General features: G+C 70.7%; 14 protein-coding genes. 7 read left to right on the top strand and 7 right to left on the bottom strand.

The features are described from left to right. The first annotated feature begins 3 nt into the window (after nt 1–3). From pseH to FFT10_RS08590, 4 genes are read left to right on the top strand one after another with little or no spacing between them, the layout of a single operon-like run. Entirely contained in the window at nt 4–531 is a 528-nt protein-coding gene (gene pseH / locus FFT10_RS08605; protein ID WP_137732384.1) for a UDP-4-amino-4,6-dideoxy-N-acetyl-beta-L-altrosamine N-acetyltransferase, read from the top strand. After that, a complete protein-coding gene (gene pseI / locus FFT10_RS08600; RefSeq protein ID WP_137732383.1) occupies nt 528–1,586 on the top strand; it encodes a pseudaminic acid synthase in 1,059 nt (352 codons plus the stop codon). Before pseH ends, pseI begins: the two co-directional genes overlap by 4 nt. Continuing rightward, complete coding sequence (locus FFT10_RS08595; RefSeq protein WP_137732382.1) at nt 1,583–3,070, top strand: capsular polysaccharide export protein, LipB/KpsS family; 1,488 nt, start codon at nt 1,583–1,585, stop codon at nt 3,068–3,070. The genes pseI and FFT10_RS08595 overlap by 4 nt, the downstream gene beginning before the upstream one ends. A gap of 4 nt (nt 3,071–3,074) precedes the next feature. Beyond that, nucleotides 3,075–4,763 (top strand): phosphoethanolamine transferase, encoded by a 1,689-nt coding sequence (locus tag FFT10_RS08590; RefSeq protein WP_162520722.1) that lies wholly within the window; start codon nt 3,075–3,077, stop codon nt 4,761–4,763. Here FFT10_RS08590 and FFT10_RS08585 read toward each other — a convergent pair. Genes FFT10_RS08585 through FFT10_RS08570 form a run of 4 tightly spaced genes read right to left on the bottom strand, consistent with a single transcriptional unit; the run spans nt 4,666 to nt 10,271 of the window. Further along, nucleotides 4,666–6,015 carry a class-II fumarase/aspartase family protein gene (locus FFT10_RS08585; RefSeq protein ID WP_137732380.1) on the bottom strand — a complete coding sequence of 450 codons (1,350 nt, stop codon included), beginning with the start codon at nt 6,013–6,015 and terminating at the stop codon, nt 4,666–4,668. The two genes, FFT10_RS08590 and FFT10_RS08585, sit on opposite strands and share 98 nt — an antisense overlap. A 45-nt stretch (nt 6,016–6,060) precedes the next feature. Beyond that, the gene (locus FFT10_RS08580) at nt 6,061–7,254 is read right to left on the bottom strand and encodes a CaiB/BaiF CoA transferase family protein (RefSeq protein ID WP_137732379.1); all 1,194 of its coding nucleotides are present in this window, start codon (nt 7,252–7,254) and stop codon (nt 6,061–6,063) included. Between the two features lie 32 nt (nt 7,255–7,286). Further along, on the bottom strand, nt 7,287–8,174 hold the full coding sequence (locus FFT10_RS08575) for an HTD2 family dehydratase (protein WP_137732378.1): 888 nt from the start codon (nt 8,172–8,174) through the stop codon (nt 7,287–7,289). 36 nt (nt 8,175–8,210) lie between these two features. After that, on the bottom strand, nt 8,211–10,271 hold the full coding sequence (locus FFT10_RS08570) for a 4-oxalomesaconate tautomerase (RefSeq protein ID WP_137732377.1): 2,061 nt from the start codon (nt 10,269–10,271) through the stop codon (nt 8,211–8,213). A gap of 100 nt (nt 10,272–10,371) precedes the next feature. On the opposite strand from FFT10_RS08570, the gene FFT10_RS08565 reads away from it, so the two are divergent. Together FFT10_RS08565 and FFT10_RS08560 are read left to right on the top strand one after the other, a co-directional pair. Beyond that, nucleotides 10,372–11,298: a LysR family transcriptional regulator gene (locus FFT10_RS08565; protein WP_137732376.1), complete on the top strand. Its 927-nt coding sequence runs from the start codon at nt 10,372–10,374 to the stop codon at nt 11,296–11,298. Nucleotides 11,299–11,423: 125 nt separating this feature from the next. Further along, nucleotides 11,424–12,524, top strand: coding sequence for a porin (locus FFT10_RS08560; protein ID WP_137732375.1), 1,101 nt, complete (start codon nt 11,424–11,426; stop codon nt 12,522–12,524). A 7-nt stretch (nt 12,525–12,531) separates the two neighbouring features. Here the strand turns inward: FFT10_RS08560 and FFT10_RS08555 are convergent, their stop codons facing one another. Then, nucleotides 12,532–12,996 (bottom strand): hypothetical protein, encoded by a 465-nt coding sequence (locus tag FFT10_RS08555; RefSeq protein ID WP_228027011.1) that lies wholly within the window; start codon nt 12,994–12,996, stop codon nt 12,532–12,534. Nucleotides 12,997–13,219: 223 nt separating this feature from the next. On the opposite strand from FFT10_RS08555, the gene FFT10_RS08550 reads away from it, so the two are divergent. Beyond that, a complete protein-coding gene (locus FFT10_RS08550; protein ID WP_137732374.1) occupies nt 13,220–13,561 on the top strand; it encodes a DUF2834 domain-containing protein in 342 nt (113 codons plus the stop codon). Here the strand turns inward: FFT10_RS08550 and FFT10_RS08545 are convergent. Then, nucleotides 13,551–14,348 carry a helix-turn-helix domain-containing protein gene (locus FFT10_RS08545; RefSeq protein ID WP_137732373.1) on the bottom strand — a complete coding sequence of 266 codons (798 nt, stop codon included), beginning with the start codon at nt 14,346–14,348 and terminating at the stop codon, nt 13,551–13,553. The two genes, FFT10_RS08550 and FFT10_RS08545, sit on opposite strands and share 11 nt — an antisense overlap. A 14-nt stretch (nt 14,349–14,362) precedes the next feature. Beyond that, on the bottom strand, nt 14,363–17,899 hold the full coding sequence (gene dnaE, locus FFT10_RS08540; protein WP_137732372.1) for a DNA polymerase III subunit alpha: 3,537 nt from the start codon (nt 17,897–17,899) through the stop codon (nt 14,363–14,365). Nucleotides 17,900–17,921: the final 22 nt, after the last annotated feature.

The following is a 17,921-nucleotide window of genomic DNA, read 5'->3' as shown; positions in this document are numbered from 1 at the left end:
AGCATGACCGCCGACACTTTGCAACCGCTGCAGGCCGATGACCTGGCGACGGTGCGCGCCTGGCGCAACCACCCCGATGTGCAGCGCCACATGTTCAGCACCCACACCATCGGCGAGGCCGAGCACCAGCAATGGTTCGCCCGCCAGCAGGCCGACCCGACGCGGCGGCTGTGGCTGTTCCGGCGTGGCGGCCAGCCGCTGGGCTTCGTGCATTTCAGCGGCGTGGCGCCGGGCGGCGTGGCCGAATGGGGCTTCTATGCCGCGCCGGGTGCACCCAAGGGCACCGGCCGGGCGCTGGGCCAAGCTGCGCTGGCGCGGGCCTTCGGTGCCGAGCAGCTGCACAAGGTCTGCGGCCAGGTGCTGGCCGGCAACACCGCCTCGCTGGCCTTCCACCGCCGCCTGGGCTTTGCCGAGGAAGGCGTGCTGCGCCAGCAGCACCGCAGTGCCGACGGCGCCCACTACCATGACGTCCATTGCTTCGGGTTGCTGCGTGCCGACTGGCCCGGCCCCGCGCTGGAGACCACCCCATGACCTCGCCCCTGCCCGCCATCCACATCGCCGGCCGGCGCATCGCCGCCGATGCGCCGCCCTACGTGATTGCCGAGCTGTCGGCCAACCACAACGGCAGCCTGGACACTGCGCTGGCCATCGTCGACGCCGCCCAGGCCGCCGGCGCCGATGCGGTGAAGCTGCAGACCTACCGGCCCGACACCATCACGCTGGACAGCGATGCCGAGGGCTTCGTCATCGAGGGCGGCCTGTGGCATGGCCGGCGCCTCTATGACCTGTACCAGGAAGCCCACATGCCCTGGGACTGGCATGCGGCGCTGTTCGACCGCGCCCGCCAGCGCGGCATCACCATCTTCAGCTCGCCCTTCGACACCACCGCGGTCGACCTGCTGGAAGACCTGGGCGCACCGGCCTACAAGATCGCCAGCTTCGAGGCGGTGGACCTGCCGCTGATCCGCTACGTGGCGCGCACCGGCAAGCCGATGATCATCTCCACCGGCATGGCCGATGCGGACGAGATCGACGAGGCCGTGGATGCCGCCCGCGCCGGCGGCTGCACCCAGCTGGCGCTGCTGCACTGCGTCAGCGGCTACCCGGCGCCGGCAGCCGACTACAAGCTGCGCACGCTGTCGGACATGATCCAGCGCTGGGGCGTGGTCACCGGCCTGTCCGACCACACGCTGGACAACACCACCGCGATCGCCTCGGTGGCGCTGGGCGCGGCGCTGATCGAAAAGCACTTCACGCTGGACCGCGCCGGCGGCGGACCCGACGACAGTTTCAGCCTGATGCCCGCCGAGCTGGCCCAGCTGTGCCAGGGCGCCAAGACCGCCTGGTCGGCGCTGGGCCAGGTCGACTACGGCCGCAAGAGCAGCGAGATCGGCAATGCGCAGTTCCGCCGCTCGCTGTATTTCGTCAAGCCGCTGCGTGCCGGCGACACCATCACCGCCGATGCGGTGCGCAGCGTGCGGCCCGGCTTCGGCCTGGCGCCCAAGCACTGGGATGCGGTGGTCGGCAAGCGCGCCGCGCGCGACATCGCGGTGAACACGCCGGTGGCGTGGGATGCGCTGGCGTGAGCAGCGGCACCACGGGCAGCGCACCGATCCAGCTGCTCTGCGTCTCCACCGCCGCCAACACCGATGCGGCCCTGCACGCCCTGGTGCAGCAGGCCGCCGGTCGCATCGAACTGGTGCTGCACCTGGGCAGCACCGACGCCGACTTCAAGGCCTCGGCCGTCTCGCGCATGAACCTGCGCCGCGGCAAACGCGGCCACCTCACCGAAGGCACGCGCTTCAGCGGCCAGGCCCACGGCCTGTTCATGCAGCCGGGCTACGACGCGCTGGTGGATGACTTCATCGACCACCTGCACCGCCGCGCCGAGCCCTTCGCCCACCTGCCGCACCCGCTGAGCGGCTTCCATGCCTACTGGGACTACCACCACATCCTGGCCGACGTGCTGGCGCAGCGCATCAGCGACAGCGGCGCCACCCACATGCTGTTCTTCAACGTGCCGCACCTGGTGCACGACACCCTGGTCTACCAGGTGGGCAAGGCACTCGGGCTGCAGTGCCTGATCATCACGCAGAGCCTGTTCCCCAACACCTTCTTCTCGATGCCGGCCATCGAGGCCTACGGCCGCCTCACACCCGGCCAGCCGGTGGCCGCACCGCACCCGATCAACCGCGACGAGACCCTGCAGCACTTCTACATGAAGGGCATCGCCCAGCAGCGGGCCGAGGGCGGGCGCGTCAGCGCCAAGGCCATCGGACAGCTGGCGGCGTTCCTGCTGCTCAAGCGCCGCTGGCGGGCGCTGAATCCGTTCTACGTGGCCGGGCTGCTGCGGCGCATGCAGCGCATCTACGGCGGCCTGCCGGCCTGGCGCGACCCCTTCGCCCGCTTCTTCCATGAAGACGAGCTGGCCTACTTCGAGCACCTGCTGCAGTTCGAGGACGGGCCGATCGACCTGGACGGGCCGTATGTCTACTTCGCCATGCAGCTGCAGCCGGAGATGACCACCTCGGCCCTGGGCGGACCGTTCAAGGACCAGGCCCTGGCCATCGAGGCGCTGGCGCGCATGCTGCCGCCGGGCGTGCGCATCCTGGTCAAGGAGAACCCCAAGCAGGGCGCCTACATGCGCGGGCCGATGTTCTTCCACCGGCTGGCGCGCATCCCGCAGGTGCAGTTCATGCCCTCGCACGCCAGCACCCACGAGCTGACGGCGCGGGCGCTGTACGTGGCCAGCATCAGCGGCACCGTGGGCTGGGAGGCGGTGCGCAAGGGCAAGCCGGCGCTGGTGTTCGGCCACACTTGGTATGCCAGCCTGCCGGGCGTGCACACCTGGCACCCCGACCTGACCCACGACGCCATCGTCGGCGGCCCGCCCGACCACGCTGCACTCGAACAGGCGGTGGGCCAGCTGCTGGCCCAGGGCCATGGCGGCATCGTCGAGCGGCACTACACGACGCTGGTGCCTGGCTATGACGACACCCGCAACGCCCAGGCCGTGGCGCAGGCGCTGTTGCCGCTGCTGCTGGGCGAGGCGCCCACCAGCTTCCGCTGAGGTGATGGTGGCCTGGTGGCGGTTGGCGGTGCTGGGCGCGCTGCTGCATGGCGCAGCACTGGCGGCCGGCTTCATGGAAGCCAAGGACCTGGCCAAGATGGCGCTGTGGTGGCTGGTGGCCGGCAGTGCGCTGTGGTCGTTGGCTGGCCGTGCCGGCCCGCGCGCCCAGCGCTGGACCGGCCTGGCGCTGACCCTGGTGTTTGCCGCCGACATCGGCAGCCAGGGCGTGGTGCGCGGCTACTTCGGCACCGATCCGCAGCCCGGCGTGATCGCCGAGAGCCTGGCCAACACCACGGCGGGCGAGGCGGCAGGCTTTCTGAAGGAGCAGGCCGGCGCCATCGGCCGCGCGGTGGCCTTCAGCCTGCTGGCGCTGCTGGTGGCAGGGGCCCTGCTGCGCCCCGGACAGCGGACCTCCAGACCACCCAGGCGTGGCAGCCTCTGGCTGCTGGCCGGCCTGCTGGGGCTGGCCGCGCTGCTGCACTTCAACCCGGCGATGCTGCGCCAGCAGCCGCTGCTGCGCTGGGGCGTGGTCTACGCCCGGCATGTGCAGGCCGAGCGCGAGATCCGCGGGCTGGATGCCGCCCGTGCCCAGGTGGCCGCACAGCGCGACAGCTGGCAGGTGCGGCGCCTGGACGACGCGCCGCGCACCGTGGTGCTGGTGATCGGCGAGAGCGACAACCGGCTGAACTGGGGTGCCTTCGGCTACCCGCGCGACACCACGGCGCCGCTCACCCGCGCGCTGGCCGCCCTGCCCGGCCGCGCCGTGCTGTTCAGCGAGGGCTGGTCGGCCGAGGCCTTCACGCTGCCATCCCTGCGGCTGGCACTGACCCCGGCCACCCGCGCCACCGCCGCCGACTGGCAGCGCGTGCCCGACATCACCCAGCTGGCCCAGGCCGCCGGCTACCAGGTGGGCTGGCTGTCGAACCAGCCGGCGCACGAGGGCTGGTTCGCCGCGATGGCCCAGACGGCCGAGCGCCGCCGCTTCGTCAACGCCGGCAACTGGCGCGACAGCAACGCCACCGATGCCGACCTGCTGCCGCCGCTGCGCGACTGGCTGGCCACGCCGCCGCCGCCGCGTGAATTCATCGTGCTGCACCTGCTGGGCCAGCACTTCCACTTCCGCCAGCGCTGCCCGGCCGGCGTGCACCCCTGGCGTGACGTGGCCGATGACGCGGTGATGCAACAGTTGAAGGCGGCCGGACGCTCCGCCAGCATCCGCCAGGCCCGCAACGACTTCGACGACGCGGTGCAGTGCGGCGCCACGGTGCTGGGCCAGGTGGTGACGCTGCTGCACCAGCAGCGGCCCGGCCGGGCGGTGGACCTGCTGTACTTCAGCGACCATGGCCAGGAAGTCGGCCACCACCGCGACTTCGCCGGCCACAGCCTGCAGGATGCCTCGGGCTATGCGATCCCGATGGTCTGGTGGTCGCGCACGGCCGACGGCCAGGCCCCAGCGGTGCCCGATGGCCTGGCGGCACGGCCCTTCCGGCTGGACCACATCGACCAGGCGTTGCAGCACCTGCTGGGCATCACCAGCCGCTGGTACGAGCCGGCGCAGGATGTGCTGGCGCCGGCCTACCAGCCGCCGGCCGACGTCACGCCGGCATCTGTGCCAGCACCCGATCGACCATCACCCCGCTCTGGCCCAGGTAGCGGGCCGGGTCCAGCATCTCCAGCAGCTGGTCGCGGCTGACATGGCGGCTGATCTCGGGATGCGCGGCCAGCAGCTCGATCAGCGGTGCCTTGGTCTGCAGTGACTGGCGGCACAGGTCATAGACCAGGTCGTGCGCGTACTCGCGGCCGATGTAGGGGCCCAGGCCCATCATCACCGCCTCGCTCATCACCAGGCCACCGGTCATGTCGATGTTGCGGCGCATCGCCTCGGCGTCGACCTCCAGGCCATCGACCACGGCGCGCATCTGCCTGAGCGCGCCCGCCAGCAGGCAGAACGCCTCGGGCAGCACGATCCATTCGATCTGCCAGGGGCCGGTGGACCGCTCATGGTCGGCCACCATCGCGTCCATCAGCGCGGCCGCATGCTGGCGCAGCACGCTGATGGCGCCGTGGGTGTAGGCGCTGCTGATCGGGTTGCGCTTCTGCGGCATGGTGCTGCTGCTGCCGCGGCCGTGGTGGTAGGGCTCGTAGACCTCGCCCACCTCGGTCTGCATCATCAGCTTCACATCCATGCTCAGCTTGCCCAGCGTGCCACCGATCAGGCCCAGCACGCAGCCCACCTCGGCGATGTTGTCGCGGATGGTGTGCCAGGCGATCACCGGCTGGCCCAGGCCCAGCTCGGCGCACAGGCCGGCCTGGGTCTCCATCGCGCCGGTCTGCAGGCTGGCCAGGGTGCCGGCGGCACCGGCGAATTCACCCACCAGCACCCGCTCGCGCAGCTGGGTGATGCGTTCGCGGTGGCGCAGCACCGCGCTCAGGATGCCGGCCATCTTGTAGCCGAAGGTGACGGGAATCGCCTGCTGCAGGTTGCTGCGGCCGATCACCGGCGTGAGGCGGTGGTCCTTGGCCAGCCTGGCCAGGCCGGTGGCCAGCGCGGCCAGGTCGGCATCGACCAGGTCCAGCGCCTGGCGGATCTGCAGCACGGTGGCGGTGTCGGTGATGTCCTGGGTGGTGGCGCCCCAGTGCACATACTCGCCCAGCTTGTCGCGACACAGCTGGTTGAGCTGGGTCACCACGCCCAGGATCGGGTAGCCGATGCGCTCGGTCTGCTGGCGCAGGCGGTCCATGTCGATCTGGTCGAGGTGGCAATGGCTGACGATCTCGTCGGCCGCCTCCTGCGGGATCAGCCCCAGCCGTGCCTGCACGATGGCCAGCGCCCGCTCGATGGCGATGTACTGCGCGGTGCGGTTCTGGTCGCTCCACACCTGGCGCATCGCGTCGGTGGTGAAGATGCCCTGGAAGATCTGTGAATCGATGATGCTGGCGGCCATGCGGGTTCCTTGTGGTCGTTGTTCAGGGCGCAGCGCCCGGACGGGCTAGACCGCGCCGGCCTGGCGCAGGCGGTCGATGGCGGCGGAATCCAGGCCGAGGCTGGCCAGGATGGCGTTGGTGTGCTGGCCCAGCGCGGGCACGGCGTCCATGCGCGGATCGACCTCGGTCCAGCTGCCGGGCGGCAGCAGCGCCGGCACCGGGCCGGCCGGCGTGTCCACCGTGCGCCAGCGACCACGCGCCTGCAGCTGCGGATGGGCCCAGACATCGGCCATGGTGTTGACGCGGGCGTTGGCAATCTGCGCCGCCTCCAGCCGCTGCACCACCTGCGGCGTGCTCAGGCAGGCAAAGGTCTCGACGATGAGGGCCCGCAACGCATCCCGCGCCGCCACGCGGGCAGCGTTGCCGGCAAAGCGCGGGTCGGTGGCCAGCGCCGGCTGGTGCAGCACCTGGGCACAGAAGGCCACCCACTCCCGCTCGTTCTGCAGGCCCAGCATCACCGTGCCACCATCACCGGCCGGGAACGGACCGTAGGGGTAGATGGTGGCGTGGGCGGCGCCGGTGCGCGGCGGCGGCGGCTGGCCCTCGAAGGCGTAGTACAGCGGGTAGCTGGTCCACTCGGCCAGCGCTTCCAGCATCGAGATGTCGATGCGCTGGCCGCGGCCGGTCAGCCCACGCTGCAGCAGCGCCGCCAGGATCTGGCTGTAGGCATACATGCCCGCGGCAATGTCGGCGATCGACGGGCCGGCCTTGCAGGCCTCGTCGGGCGTGCCGGTCACCGACACCAGGCCCGATTCACTCTGGATCAGCAGGTCGTAGGCCTTCTTGTCGCGGTAGGGCCCGGGGCGGGCCGGGTCGTCGCCGTAGCCGGAGATGTCGCAGACGATCAGCCCGGGCTTCAGCGCCGACAGCGTGTCGTAGCCCATGCCCAGCCGGTCGGCCGCGCCCGGCGCCAGGTTCTGGATCAGCACGTCGGCCTGCTCCAGCACCAGGCGCTGGAGCAGCGCGTTGGCCTCGGGGTGCTTGACGTCCAGCGTCAGGCTCTCCTTGCTGCGGTTGGTCCACACGAAGTGGCTGGCCAGGCCGCGCACCCGGCTGTCGTAGCCACGGGCGAAATCGCCCACGCCGGGGCGCTCGATCTTGATCACGCGGGCGCCCAGATCGGCCAGCTGCCGGGTGGCAAAGGGCGCGGCGATCGCGTGTTCCAGGGTGACGACGGTCAGGCCTTGCAGGGGTTGCATCGGTGGTGCGGCAGCAGGAGTGGGGAAAGGGGCTAACGCAGCGTTGCCACGGCGTCCATGGTCAGCCAGCCGGCATGGTCCTGGGCCCAGAGCTTGATCGTCTTGCCGTCGGCTTGGGGCTGCCCGTTGACCTGCAGCGTGGCGCCGTCGAAGGTGGGCCGCACCGCCTTGAAGCGGAACGTGGCCACGTCGGCGCCAGGCATCTCGCGGCGCAGCAGGTCCATCAGCAGCGTGGCGATCAGCGGGCCGTGCACGATCAGGCCTGGATAGCCCTCGACCTGGGTGACGTAGCGCCGGTCGTAGTGGATGCGGTGGCCGTTGAAGGTGAGCGCGCTGTAGCGGAACAGCATCACGTCGTCGGGCGTCCAGGGCCGTTGCCAGGCGGCACCGGTGGGTGCGGCCGTGGGCGCGGGCTCCACATCGTCGGGGCGCTTGGCCTCGCGGTAGACGATGTCGTGGAACTCGGTGATCGACGGATCGGCGGCGCCGATCACGCGCAGGTCATGCTGCACCTTGACGAACACCAGGCGGCCGGTGCGGCCCTCCTTCACCGTGACATCGGCGATGGTCGAGGTGCGCTGCATCGCATCGCCCACCCGCACCGGCCGGTGGAACTCCAGCTGGCTGCCGGCCCACATGCGCCGCGGCAGCGGCACCGGCGGCAGGAAACCGCCGCGGGTGGGGTGGCCGTCCTCGCCCAGCTCGCTGTGGCGGTAGGTGGGCAGGAAGTACATCCAGTGCCACAGGTGGGGCAGCGCGCTGCCGGGCGCGGCGGCGGTCGGCGGATAGTCCAGCGTCGCATGCAGCGCGACCACCGGCTGGGGCACGATGCTGTCGTGCAGCGTCTCGCTGCGGCCGATCCAGTCACGCAGGCCGGCCAGGTCGGCCGGGGCTTGGGGGGGAGTGGTGGAGGTGGTCATGGCGTCGATTCTGGACCCGGCCCTGGCGGTGCCGCGTCAATCGGCGGACAGCTTGGCGCGCTGCACCACGGCCTTCCACTTCACCAGCTCGGCCTTGACCAGCGCGCCGAACTGCTCCGGCGTGCTGCCCTCCACATCGGCGCCATGGTCCTCGATGCGCTTGATGATGTCCTTGTCGTTGAGCACCTGGTTCAGCGCCTTGTTCAGCTGCTCGATGACCGGCTTGGGCGTCTTGGCCGGCGCAAAGAAGCCGTACCACTGCTGCACGTCGACACCATCCACGCCGGCCTCCTTCAGCGTGGGCACGTCGGGCAGCAGCGGGCTGCGCTTGGGGCCGGCCACCGCCAGTGCCTTGAGCTTGCCGGCCTTCACATGCGGCAGCGCGGTGAAGAAGCTGGGGAACATCACCTGCGTCTGCCCGCCGATGGTGTCGCTGACCGCCGGCGCCGAGCCCTTGTAGGGCACGCCCAGCATCAGCACGCCGGCATTCAGCTTGAACAGCTCGGCCGCGTAGTGCGGCGCCGTGCCGTTGCCGGCCGAGGCATAGGCGTACTTGTCGGGCTTGGCCTTGAGCTGGGCCACCAGGTCCTTCACGTCCTTGATCGGCACGGCGGCGTTGGCCACCATCAGCGTGGGCGAGTAGCCGACCAGGCCCACCGGCTCGAAGTCGGCCACCGGGTCGTAGCGCAGCTTCTGCAGGGCCGGGTTCATCGCATGGGTGGCGATGTAGCCGAACATCAGCGTGTGGCCATCGGGTGCGGCGCGGGCCACGAACTCGCTGGCGATCGAACCGTTGGCACCGGCGCGGTTGTCGATGATGATGGTCTGGCCCAGCAGCGGCCCCAGCTTCTGCGCGATGGTGCGGGCCATCGCATCGTTGCCGCCGCCGGCGGCGGTGGGCACCACCAGGGTGATGGTCTTGTCGGGCCAGGCCAGCGCCGCCGGCGCGGCAGTGGCCAGGGCGGCTGCGGCCAGGGCCGGGGCGATCAGCTTCTTCATTGCGTCGTCTCCTTGTGTGGATCTTGAAAACACATAGTCGGGGATGTGCAGGTCGCCCTGCAGGATCTTGCGCGCGGTGCGCACCAGGGCGGCGCGCTCGATGCGGGCGTCGGCGCCGGCACCGCCGATCACCACCTCCACATCGATGCGGCCCTGCGGGTGCAGCACCGAGACCATGCGCGGGCCCGAGGTCTGCAGCGCGGCGCTGGCCACGGTGCCGGGCAGCGCGAAGGCGGTGGCCACGCCGATGGCGCCGGTCACTGCATGGCTGGCATGGCAGCGCCGCGGCGTGAAGTAGCGCGAGGTGATGCTGTGGGCATCGTCACCGGCGCTGGCGATCACCGGCTTGGGCACCACGCTGGTCGACACATCGCCCAGCCCCATGGCCAGGCCGGCTTGCAGGCGGATGGCCTCGATGCGGGCCAGCAGTGCGCGGTCGGCATCCAGGTCGGCCGGCAATTCGCGGCCGCGCAGGCCCAGGTCGGCGGCACGCATCACCACCAGCGGCATGGCGGCATCGATGCAGGTGACTTCGATGCCGTCGATCACGTCGATGCGCTGCCCGGTGGGGAACACCGAGCCGGTCACCGCGCCCCAGGCATCCAGGAAGTTCAGCCGGATCGGCGCCGCCGTGCCGGCCACGCCGTCGATGCCGGTGCGGCCCTCGTAGGTGACGCGGCCGCCCGGGGTCAGCACCGTCACGTCGATGCGCGAGCGGGTGTTGACGTTGAACACCCGCACCGTGGTCTCGCCGTCCTGCGCGGCCACCAGGCCCTGCTCGATGGCGAACGGCGCCACGCCCGAGAGCATGTTGCCGCAGTTGGGCCGGGTGTCGACGCTGCGCTGGCCCACGCCCACCTGGGCGAACAGGTAGTCGACATCGCAGCCGGGCTCGGCCGACTTGGAGACGATGGCCACCTTGCTGGTCAGCGTGCTGCCGCCGCCCACGCCGTCGACCTGCAGCAGGTCGGACGCGCCGATGGCGCCGATCAGCGCCTCGTCACGGGCGGCCTCGTCGGCCGGCAGCCAGTGGCGCAGGAAGAACGGCCCGCGGGAGGTGCCGGCACGCATCAGGACGCAGGGAATCACGGAAGCCATGGGTCGGCATCATGGCCAGCCGATTCATACCTGTGAATTGCGGATTCAGGATCGATTGATCCAGAATCGGCATCAGTCAAGCCAACCTGGGTGCAGCGCGATGGCCATCAACTTCGACCTGAACGACCTGCTGGCCTTCCGCGCGGTGGCCGAGCTGGGCAACTTCCGCCGCGCGGCGGAATCGGTGCACCTGTCTCAGCCGGCGTTCAGCCGGCGCATCGACAAGCTGGAGCAGGCCCTGGGCGTGCGCCTGCTGGAGCGCACCACCCGGCGGGTGACGCTGACCACCGTGGGCCGCGAGTTCGAGCACAAGGTGCGCGACCTGCTGTCCGACCTGGACAGCACGCTGCTGGGCATCCGCGGCGTGGCGGCCACCCGCATGGGCGAGGTCACCGTGGCCTGCGTGCCATCCACGGTGTATTACCACCTGTCCGAGGTGCTGGCGCGGTACCACGCCGTCAGCCCCAAGGTGCGGGTCAAGGTGATGGACGCCGGCGCGAATGACGTGCTGCTGGCGGTGCAGCGCGGCGAGGCCGATTTCGGCCTGAACTTCATCGGCGCGCAGGAGACCGACATCGACTTCACCACGCTGGCCGAGGAGCGCTTCGTCGCCGCCTGCCGGCGCGACCACCCGGTGGCCCGGCTGCCGAAGGTGAGCTGGGCGCAGCTGGCGCAGCATGACTTCATCGCCGTCAACCGCAGCTCGGGCAACCGCCTGCTGCTGGACCAGGCGCTGGCCGGCGTGGCCCACCGGCCGCAGGCCATCTTCGAGACGCAACACGTCACCACGCTGCTGGGCCTGGTGGAAGCCGGCCTGGGCGTGGCCGCCGTGCCGGCCATGGCCATGCCGGGGGCCGACCATCCCACGCTGGTGAGCGTGCCGCTGGTCGAGCCGTCGGTCACCCGCCACATGGGCCTGATCCGGCGGCGCGGGCGGGCGCTGTCGCCGGCGGCGCAGCAGCTGTTCGACCTGTTCACCGCGGTGAAGCCGGCACCGCGCAAGCGCAGCGGCGGCAAGCCGCGTTGATGCACGCAGCGGATCAATCGATTCCGATTCTGCAATTCTCCAAACAGGCCGATCTGGTCACCATCCGGGGACGGGCGCTGCCGTGCGCAGGCGCCTGCACATCCACCAGACCCGGAGACAACCCCATGCAGATTCCTTCCCACGTCCGCCACCGCCTGGCCCTGCTGGCGCTGTGCGCCGCCGCCCCCTGGCCCGCCGCCGCCCAGAGCAGCGTCAGCATCTCCGGCATCCTGGACCTGGCGGTCCGCAACGTCAGCAACGAGGGCGTGGGGTCGATGAAGTCGATGGTCAGCGGCTCCAACTCCACTAGCCGCCTCATCATCAGCGGCCGCGAAGACCTTGGCAACGGCCTGTCGGCCGGCTTCCATCTGGAGCACGGCATCCTGGCCGACACGGGCGCAACGGCGGGCGGCGCCAAGTTCTGGGACCGCCGCACCACCGTCAGCCTGTCCAGCAAGACGCTGGGCGAGCTGCGCCTGGGCCGCGACTTCGTGCCCAGCTACACCAACTGGAGCCGTTACGACCCGTTCGCCTACGTGGGCGTGGCGCGCACCGCCAACCTGGTGTCGGCCACGCCGCAGGGGCCGATCCGTGCCGCCTTCGGCAGCAACGCCAACACCACGGTGCGGTCGGACAACGCGCTGCAGCTGCTGCTGCCGGCCAATCCGGGCGGCCTGGTCGGCCTGGAAGGCGGCCTGATGCTGGCCCCCGGCGAGGGCGGCGCGGTGGCCAGCGGCCTGGCCAAGCTGGTGGGCCTGCGCCTGGGCTATGCCGGCAAGGGCTTCGGCGTGTCGGCGGCCAGCACCACATCGGACAACAGCCAGACCACGGCCGGCAAGTTCCGCGACACCGTGGTCGGTGGCCAGGTGGATGTGGCCAATGTGCGCCTGAGCGGCGCCTGGCGCGAGTTCAAGTACGCCACCAGCAAGCAGACGCTGCTGCTGATCGGCGCCACCGCCACCTTCGGCCTGCATGAGGTCAAGGCCTCGTGGACGCAGGCCAACCTGTCGGGCCGGGTGGGCACCACCGCGGTGGACGCCAACGACGCCAGCCAGTGGGGCCTGGGCTATGTCTACAACCTGTCCAAGCGCAGCGCGCTGTACGCCAGCGTGGCCCAGATCCAGAACGACGGCGCCCAGCGCTTCGTGATCAGCGACGGCGCGGCCGGCATCGTGGCCGGCGGCAGCTCACGCGGCTACGAGGCCGGGCTGCGCCACCGGTTCTGAGCGGTTCTCAGTCGTGCCCGCGGCCGTGGCCCTTGCCATGGCCGTGGCCATGGCCGCGGCGGTCATCACCCCGGTCGCCACGGCGGTCGTCCCAGCGGTCGTCCCGGTCGCCCCGGCGGGGTTCTGGGCGCACCACATGCTCCTGGTACCAGCGCTCCTGCACGAAGTACACCGGCGTGCCGCAGGCGCCGTAGGCACGGCAGTGCTTGCGCCAGTTCTGCCGGTGGCCGGGCGGCACATGCAGGTAGATCGGCGCGGGGCGCACCGTCTGCTGCAGCACCAGCACAGGCCGTTGCACGATCACCTGGGGTTGGGGATAGCGGCCGATGTCGATGCGGCCGTACACGCCCGGCTGATTGATGCCGATCGACACGCCGATGTCGACATCACCCGCCTGGGCGGTGGCAGCGGCCAGCAGCAGGCCGGCCAGGGCAGGCCCGCGCAGCCAGCGGGCAGGGTTGCAGATCTTCAAGTCCGTCTCCTTCGGACGCGCGACGGCGCGCCTGTCTCCATTGAACGCGGACACCGCGTCGGGGGCTGGCATCCGGCAGCGCAACGGCAGGTCGGACAGCAGAGCGCCGGCGTGTGGGCGTTGTCTGACACGCCGGGTGGCCAGGCCGGTCTGGCGCATTTTTCCTATCCTGCGCAGGGCCCCGGCAGCGACAGTGCGGCCACTTCCACCACCGCGCACCGCCATGCCGCTCCCCGCCCTGCCCGCCCCGCTGCGCACCGCCCTGCTGGCCCTGGCCGCCGCCGGCCTGGTGCTGCCCTGGATCTGGAACATCCGCTGGTTCCTGGCCGGCGGCAGCGTGGCGCCGCAGGTGTTCTGGCCGGCGGCGATGGCCAACGCGCTGACCACCGCGATCACGCTGGATGTCTACCTGGCCGCCGCCAGCTTCTCGCTGTGGGTGCTGTGGGAGCGGCGGGTGCGCCGGCCGGTGCTGGTGGTGCTGGCCTGCTTCGGCCTGGGCCTGGCGTTTGCGCTGCCGCTGTACCTGGCCTTGCGCCGGGCCGACGGCACGCCGGTCAACGGCTGAGCTGCCAGCCCACCGCCAGCGGCCAGTGCGCCGTGCCGGCGCCCTGCCGGGCGCCCTGCACCAGCCGGCCCAGCGGCGCGCCGGCCAGACGGCGCAAGTCGCGCGCCAGGTGCGACTGGTCGTAGTAGCCCGCCTGCAGCGCCAGATCGGCGCCGCCGCTGTGCGCCGCGCCATGCAGCGCCTGCTGCAGCCGGGCGATGGTCTGGAACTGCTTGGGCGCCATGCCGAAGTGGGTGCGGCACAGCCGCTCCAGCTGCCGGCGGCTGGTGGCGAGACCACGGCAGGCCTGGTCCAGCGGGCCTTGCAGCGCCTGCGCCAGGCCTTGCAGCAAGGCACGGTACTGATCGGCCTCGGGCCCGGCCACCGCGGCGCGCAGTGTGTTGAACAGCAGGCCCAGCCGCGCCTCGTCGTCCGGCGCGGCCTGCACTTGCGCCGGCACATCGGCCCAGCCAGGGCCGCCCACGTTGGCCAGCGCCACCTGGGCATTGACCAGCCGTCCGCCTGGCACGCCCAGCAGCACCGGCAGCGCCTCGGGCCGGATCAGCAGGCCCACCGCATGCACAGCGCCGTGGTGCTGGTACTGGCTGGGCCGCGTGCAGGGCCCGATCAGCGCCGCCGCCGGCACCGGCCCCACGCCCGCGCGGTGCACCGCACCGGCCAGCCGCAGCACCAGCATGCTGCCCACCATGGCCGGAAAACTGCTGGCCGGCAGCGTGGCCGGCGCCTGCACCACCACGCCGCCGTCGGTCCACGGCCGCAGGTCGTCAGGCGGCGCCACCCAGCGCATCGCCGCCGCCCGGCTCAGGACGCCTCGTAGACGATCTCGGCCCGGCCGCCGTGGGCCAGGGCCTTGCAGCGGGCCAGGGCTTCGTCGCTGGGCCAGAAGCGGCCGTCCTCGCCCAGGTCCAGCTCGGCCTGGGCACTGGCTCCGGCCGTCCGGCGGGCGATCTGCAGCCGCAGCGGCAGGCCCAGCACCCGCTGCAGGCCGTCGTCGCCGGTCTCGCGCTTGGCGGGCCAGGTGTTCACCAGATCGGCCAGCGGCGCCACGCCGCCACCGTTCATCGCCAGTGCCAGGTAACGGCCGAAGCGGGCCCGGGCCGCGGCCAGGTCCCACACCGCGTTGACGTTCAGCCGCAGGCCACCCGAGAAGCGGTCGGGCTGCACCTTGCCCTGCACGATCAGCAGTTCATCCTCGACGAACAGCGCCTTGTTGGCCTCGATCAGTTCGTCATTGGCCACGGCCTCGATGGCCTCGCTCTGGTCGTCGAGCTTGAAGATCGCCACCCGACCGCGCTGGCCGTTGACGAAGCGCAGGTCGCTCACGATGCCGGCCAGCAGCTGCGGATCGCGGCTGTCGACCAGATCGCCGATGCGCCGCTTGCAGAAGCGCCGCACCTCGGTCTCGCTCTGCTGGAACAGGTGGCCCGACAGGAAGAAGCCCACCGCCGTCTTCTCGAACAGCAGCCGCTCCTTGATGCTCCAGGGTGCGGCGGGGATCAGCGGCGGCTCCTGGGTGGACGAGCCATGGTCGCCGTCGTCGAACAGCCCGCCCTGGCTGGCGTTGACCACCTGGTGTTCGGCAAACTCGAAGCCCAGGCCGATGCTGGCGACCAGGCTGGCGCGGTCGGCGTGCAAGGCATCGAAGGCGCCGGCCTTGACCAGCGCCTCCACCGCCCGCTTGTTGACCCGCTTGCGGTCGACGCGGGCGCAGAAGTCGAAGAAGCTGTGGAACCGGCCGCCAGCCTCGCGCGCTTCCACGATGGCCTCCACCGCGCTCTGCCCCGTGCCCTTCACGGCGCCCAGCGCATAGCGCACCCGCTTCTTCTCCAGCGGCTCGAAGCGGTAAGTGCCTTCGTTGACATCGGGCGACGAGAAGCTGATGCCGAACAGCTTGGCATCGTTGAGCAACACCTTGAGCTTGTCGGTGTCGTCCATCTCGATGGTCATGTTCGCGGCATAGAACTCGGCCGTGTGGTGCACCTTCAGCCAGGCCGTGTGGTAGGCCAGCAGGCTGTAAGCGGCGGCATGGCTCTTGTTGAAGCCATAGCCCGCGAACTTCTCCATCAGGTCGAACACCTCGTCGGCCTTCTCCTGGCCGATGCCCTGCTTGCCGGCCCCCTCGCGGAAGATCTCCCGGTGCTTGGCCATCTCCTCGGCCTTCTTCTTGCCCATGGCCCGGCGCAGGAGGTCGGCGCCACCCAGGCTGTAGCCACCCAGGATCTGGGCGCTCTGCATCACCTGCTCCTGGTAGACCATGATCCCGTAGGTCTCGCTGAGCACCTGCTCCAGCAGCGGATGCGGGTACTCCACCACCTCCTTGCCGTGCTTGCGCGCCACGAAGCTGGGGATCAGGTCCATCGGGCCCGGCCGGTACAGCGCGTTCAGCGCGATCAGGTCTTCCAGCCGGCTGGGCTTGGCATCGCGCAGCATGCCCTGCATGCCGCGGGATTCGAACTGGAACACGCTCTCGGTCAGGCCGTCGGAGAACAGCTTGTAGACCCGCGGATCGTCCAGCGGGATGTTGTCGAAGCTGAAGTCCTTCTTGTCGGGGTTGCGGGCAACAATGAAGTCCTTCGCCAATTCCAGGATGGTCAGCGTGGCCAGGCCCAGGAAGTCGAACTTCACCAGGCCGATGGCTTCCACATCGTCCTTGTCGTACTGGCTGACCGCCGAATCACTGCCCGGCTGCTGGTACAGCGGGCAGAAGTCGGTGATCTTGCCCGGGGCGATCAGCACGCCGCCGGCATGCATGCCGATGTTGCGCACGATGCCTTCCACCCGGGTGGCCAGGCTCAGCAGCTCGGCCACCTCTTCCTCGGCGGCCTCGCGCTGTTCCAGCTCGGGCGCCTCCTTGCGGGCATAAATCAGGCCAGGGTCGGGGTTCTCGGGCACCTTGGCCAGCGTCACCGTCTTGCCGGGCGGCGCCGGGATCAGCTTGGCCACGCTGTCCACATGGCCGTAGCCCATGCCCAGCACCCGGCCGATGTCGCGCAGCGCGGCCTTGGCGGCCATGGTGCCGAAGGTGGCAATCTGGCTGACTGCGGCGCGGCCGTACTTGTCCTTGACGTAGTCGATCACCCGGTCGCGGTTGCCCTGGCAGAAGTCGATGTCGAAGTCGGGCATCGACACGCGTTCGGGGTTCAGGAAGCGCTCGAACAGCAGCTTGTAGTGCAGCGGGTCCAGGTCGGTGATCTTCAGCGCATAGGCCACCAGGCTGCCGGCGCCCGAGCCGCGGCCCGGGCCCACCGGGCAGCCGTTGTTCTTGGCCCAGTTGATGAAGTCGGCCACGATCAGGAAGTAGCCGGGGAAGCCCATCTTCAGGATGGTGGTGATCTCGAATTCCAGCCGCTCCACATAACGCGGGCGTTCAGCGTCGCGCTTGGCGGCATCGGGGAACAGCTGCAGCAGGCGCTGCTCCAGGCCCTCGAAGCTGGCCTGGCGGAAGTAGTCGCCCATCGGCATGGGCGTGCCGTCGTCGAGCAGCGGCGTGGGGAAGTCGGGCAGGTAGTTCTTGCCCATGGCCAGCGTCAGGTTGCAGCGCTGGGCAATCGCCAGGGTGTTGGCCACCGCACTCGGCACATCGGCAAACAGCGCCTCCATCTGCGCCTGGGTCTTGAAATACTGCTCGCGGCCGAAGCGCTTCACCCGCTTGGGGTTGGCCAGGGTCTCGCCTTCGGCCACGCACACACGCGCCTCGTGGGCGTCGAAGTCATCGGGCTCGGCAAATTCGATCGGGTGGGTGGCCACCACCGGCAGGCCCAGGGCCGCGGCCAGCGGCACGGCGGCACGCACATGCGGCTCATGCGTGGCCAGGCCGGCGCGCTGCAGCTCGATGTAGAAGCGGCCGGGGAACAGGCTGCTCAAGCGCTGCGCCACGGCGCGGGCGCGTTCGGTGTCGCCGGCCAGCAGGGCCTGGCCGACAGCGCCCAGGTCGGCGCCCGACAGCGCGATCAGCCCGCCGCCCAGCTCGGCCAGCCAGTCCCAGGTGATCCAGGCCTGGGCGCGCTGGGCGTTCTGCACCCAGCCGCGGGCCAGCAGTTCACACAGGTTCAGGTAGCCCTGGCGGTTCTGCACCAGCAGCAGCAGGCGGCTGGCCACCGGGGTGCTGCCAGGGATGGCCTGCTCCGGCTCGACGAAGATGTCGGCGCCGATGATGGGCTTGACGCCCTTGCCGCGGCAGGCCTTGTAGAACTTGACCGCGCCGAACAGGTTGGACAGGTCGGTGATCGCCAGCGCCGGCTGGCCATCGGCCTTGGCCGCCGCAGCGGCATCGTCGACGCGCAGGGTGCCGTCGACGACGGAGTATTCGGAGTGGGTGCGCAGGTGGACGAAGGGCATGCCGCCGATTGTAGGAAGCCCA

Origin of the sequence: Pseudaquabacterium pictum (genome assembly GCF_005403045.1) — a bacterium.
In the GTDB taxonomy this organism is placed as follows: Bacteria; Pseudomonadota; Gammaproteobacteria; order Burkholderiales; family Burkholderiaceae_C; genus Pseudaquabacterium; species Pseudaquabacterium pictum.
This window is presented reverse-complemented; position numbering and strand designations above follow the sequence as displayed.

Excerpts from the sequence above, each read along its gene's own strand:
- pseH (WP_137732384.1), top strand. The coding sequence starts at position 4 with ATGACCGCCGACACTTTGCAACCGCTGCAGGCCGATGACCTGGCGACG.
- pseI (WP_137732383.1), top strand. The coding sequence starts at position 528 with ATGACCTCGCCCCTGCCCGCCATCCACATCGCCGGCCGGCGCATCGCC.
- FFT10_RS08590 (WP_162520722.1), top strand. The coding sequence starts at position 3,075 with ATGGTGGCCTGGTGGCGGTTGGCGGTGCTGGGCGCGCTGCTGCATGGC.
- FFT10_RS08585 (WP_137732380.1), bottom strand. The coding sequence starts at position 6,015 with ATGGCCGCCAGCATCATCGATTCACAGATCTTCCAGGGCATCTTCACC.
- FFT10_RS08580 (WP_137732379.1), bottom strand. The coding sequence starts at position 7,254 with ATGCAACCCCTGCAAGGCCTGACCGTCGTCACCCTGGAACACGCGATC.
- FFT10_RS08575 (WP_137732378.1), bottom strand. The coding sequence starts at position 8,174 with ATGACCACCTCCACCACTCCCCCCCAAGCCCCGGCCGACCTGGCCGGC.
- FFT10_RS08570 (WP_137732377.1), bottom strand. The coding sequence starts at position 10,271 with ATGGCTTCCGTGATTCCCTGCGTCCTGATGCGTGCCGGCACCTCCCGC.
- FFT10_RS08565 (WP_137732376.1), top strand. The coding sequence starts at position 10,372 with ATGGCCATCAACTTCGACCTGAACGACCTGCTGGCCTTCCGCGCGGTG.
- FFT10_RS08560 (WP_137732375.1), top strand. The coding sequence starts at position 11,424 with ATGCAGATTCCTTCCCACGTCCGCCACCGCCTGGCCCTGCTGGCGCTG.
- FFT10_RS08550 (WP_137732374.1), top strand. The coding sequence starts at position 13,220 with ATGCCGCTCCCCGCCCTGCCCGCCCCGCTGCGCACCGCCCTGCTGGCC.
- FFT10_RS08545 (WP_137732373.1), bottom strand. The coding sequence starts at position 14,348 with ATGCGCTGGGTGGCGCCGCCTGACGACCTGCGGCCGTGGACCGACGGC.
- dnaE (WP_137732372.1), bottom strand. The coding sequence starts at position 17,899 with ATGCCCTTCGTCCACCTGCGCACCCACTCCGAATACTCCGTCGTCGAC.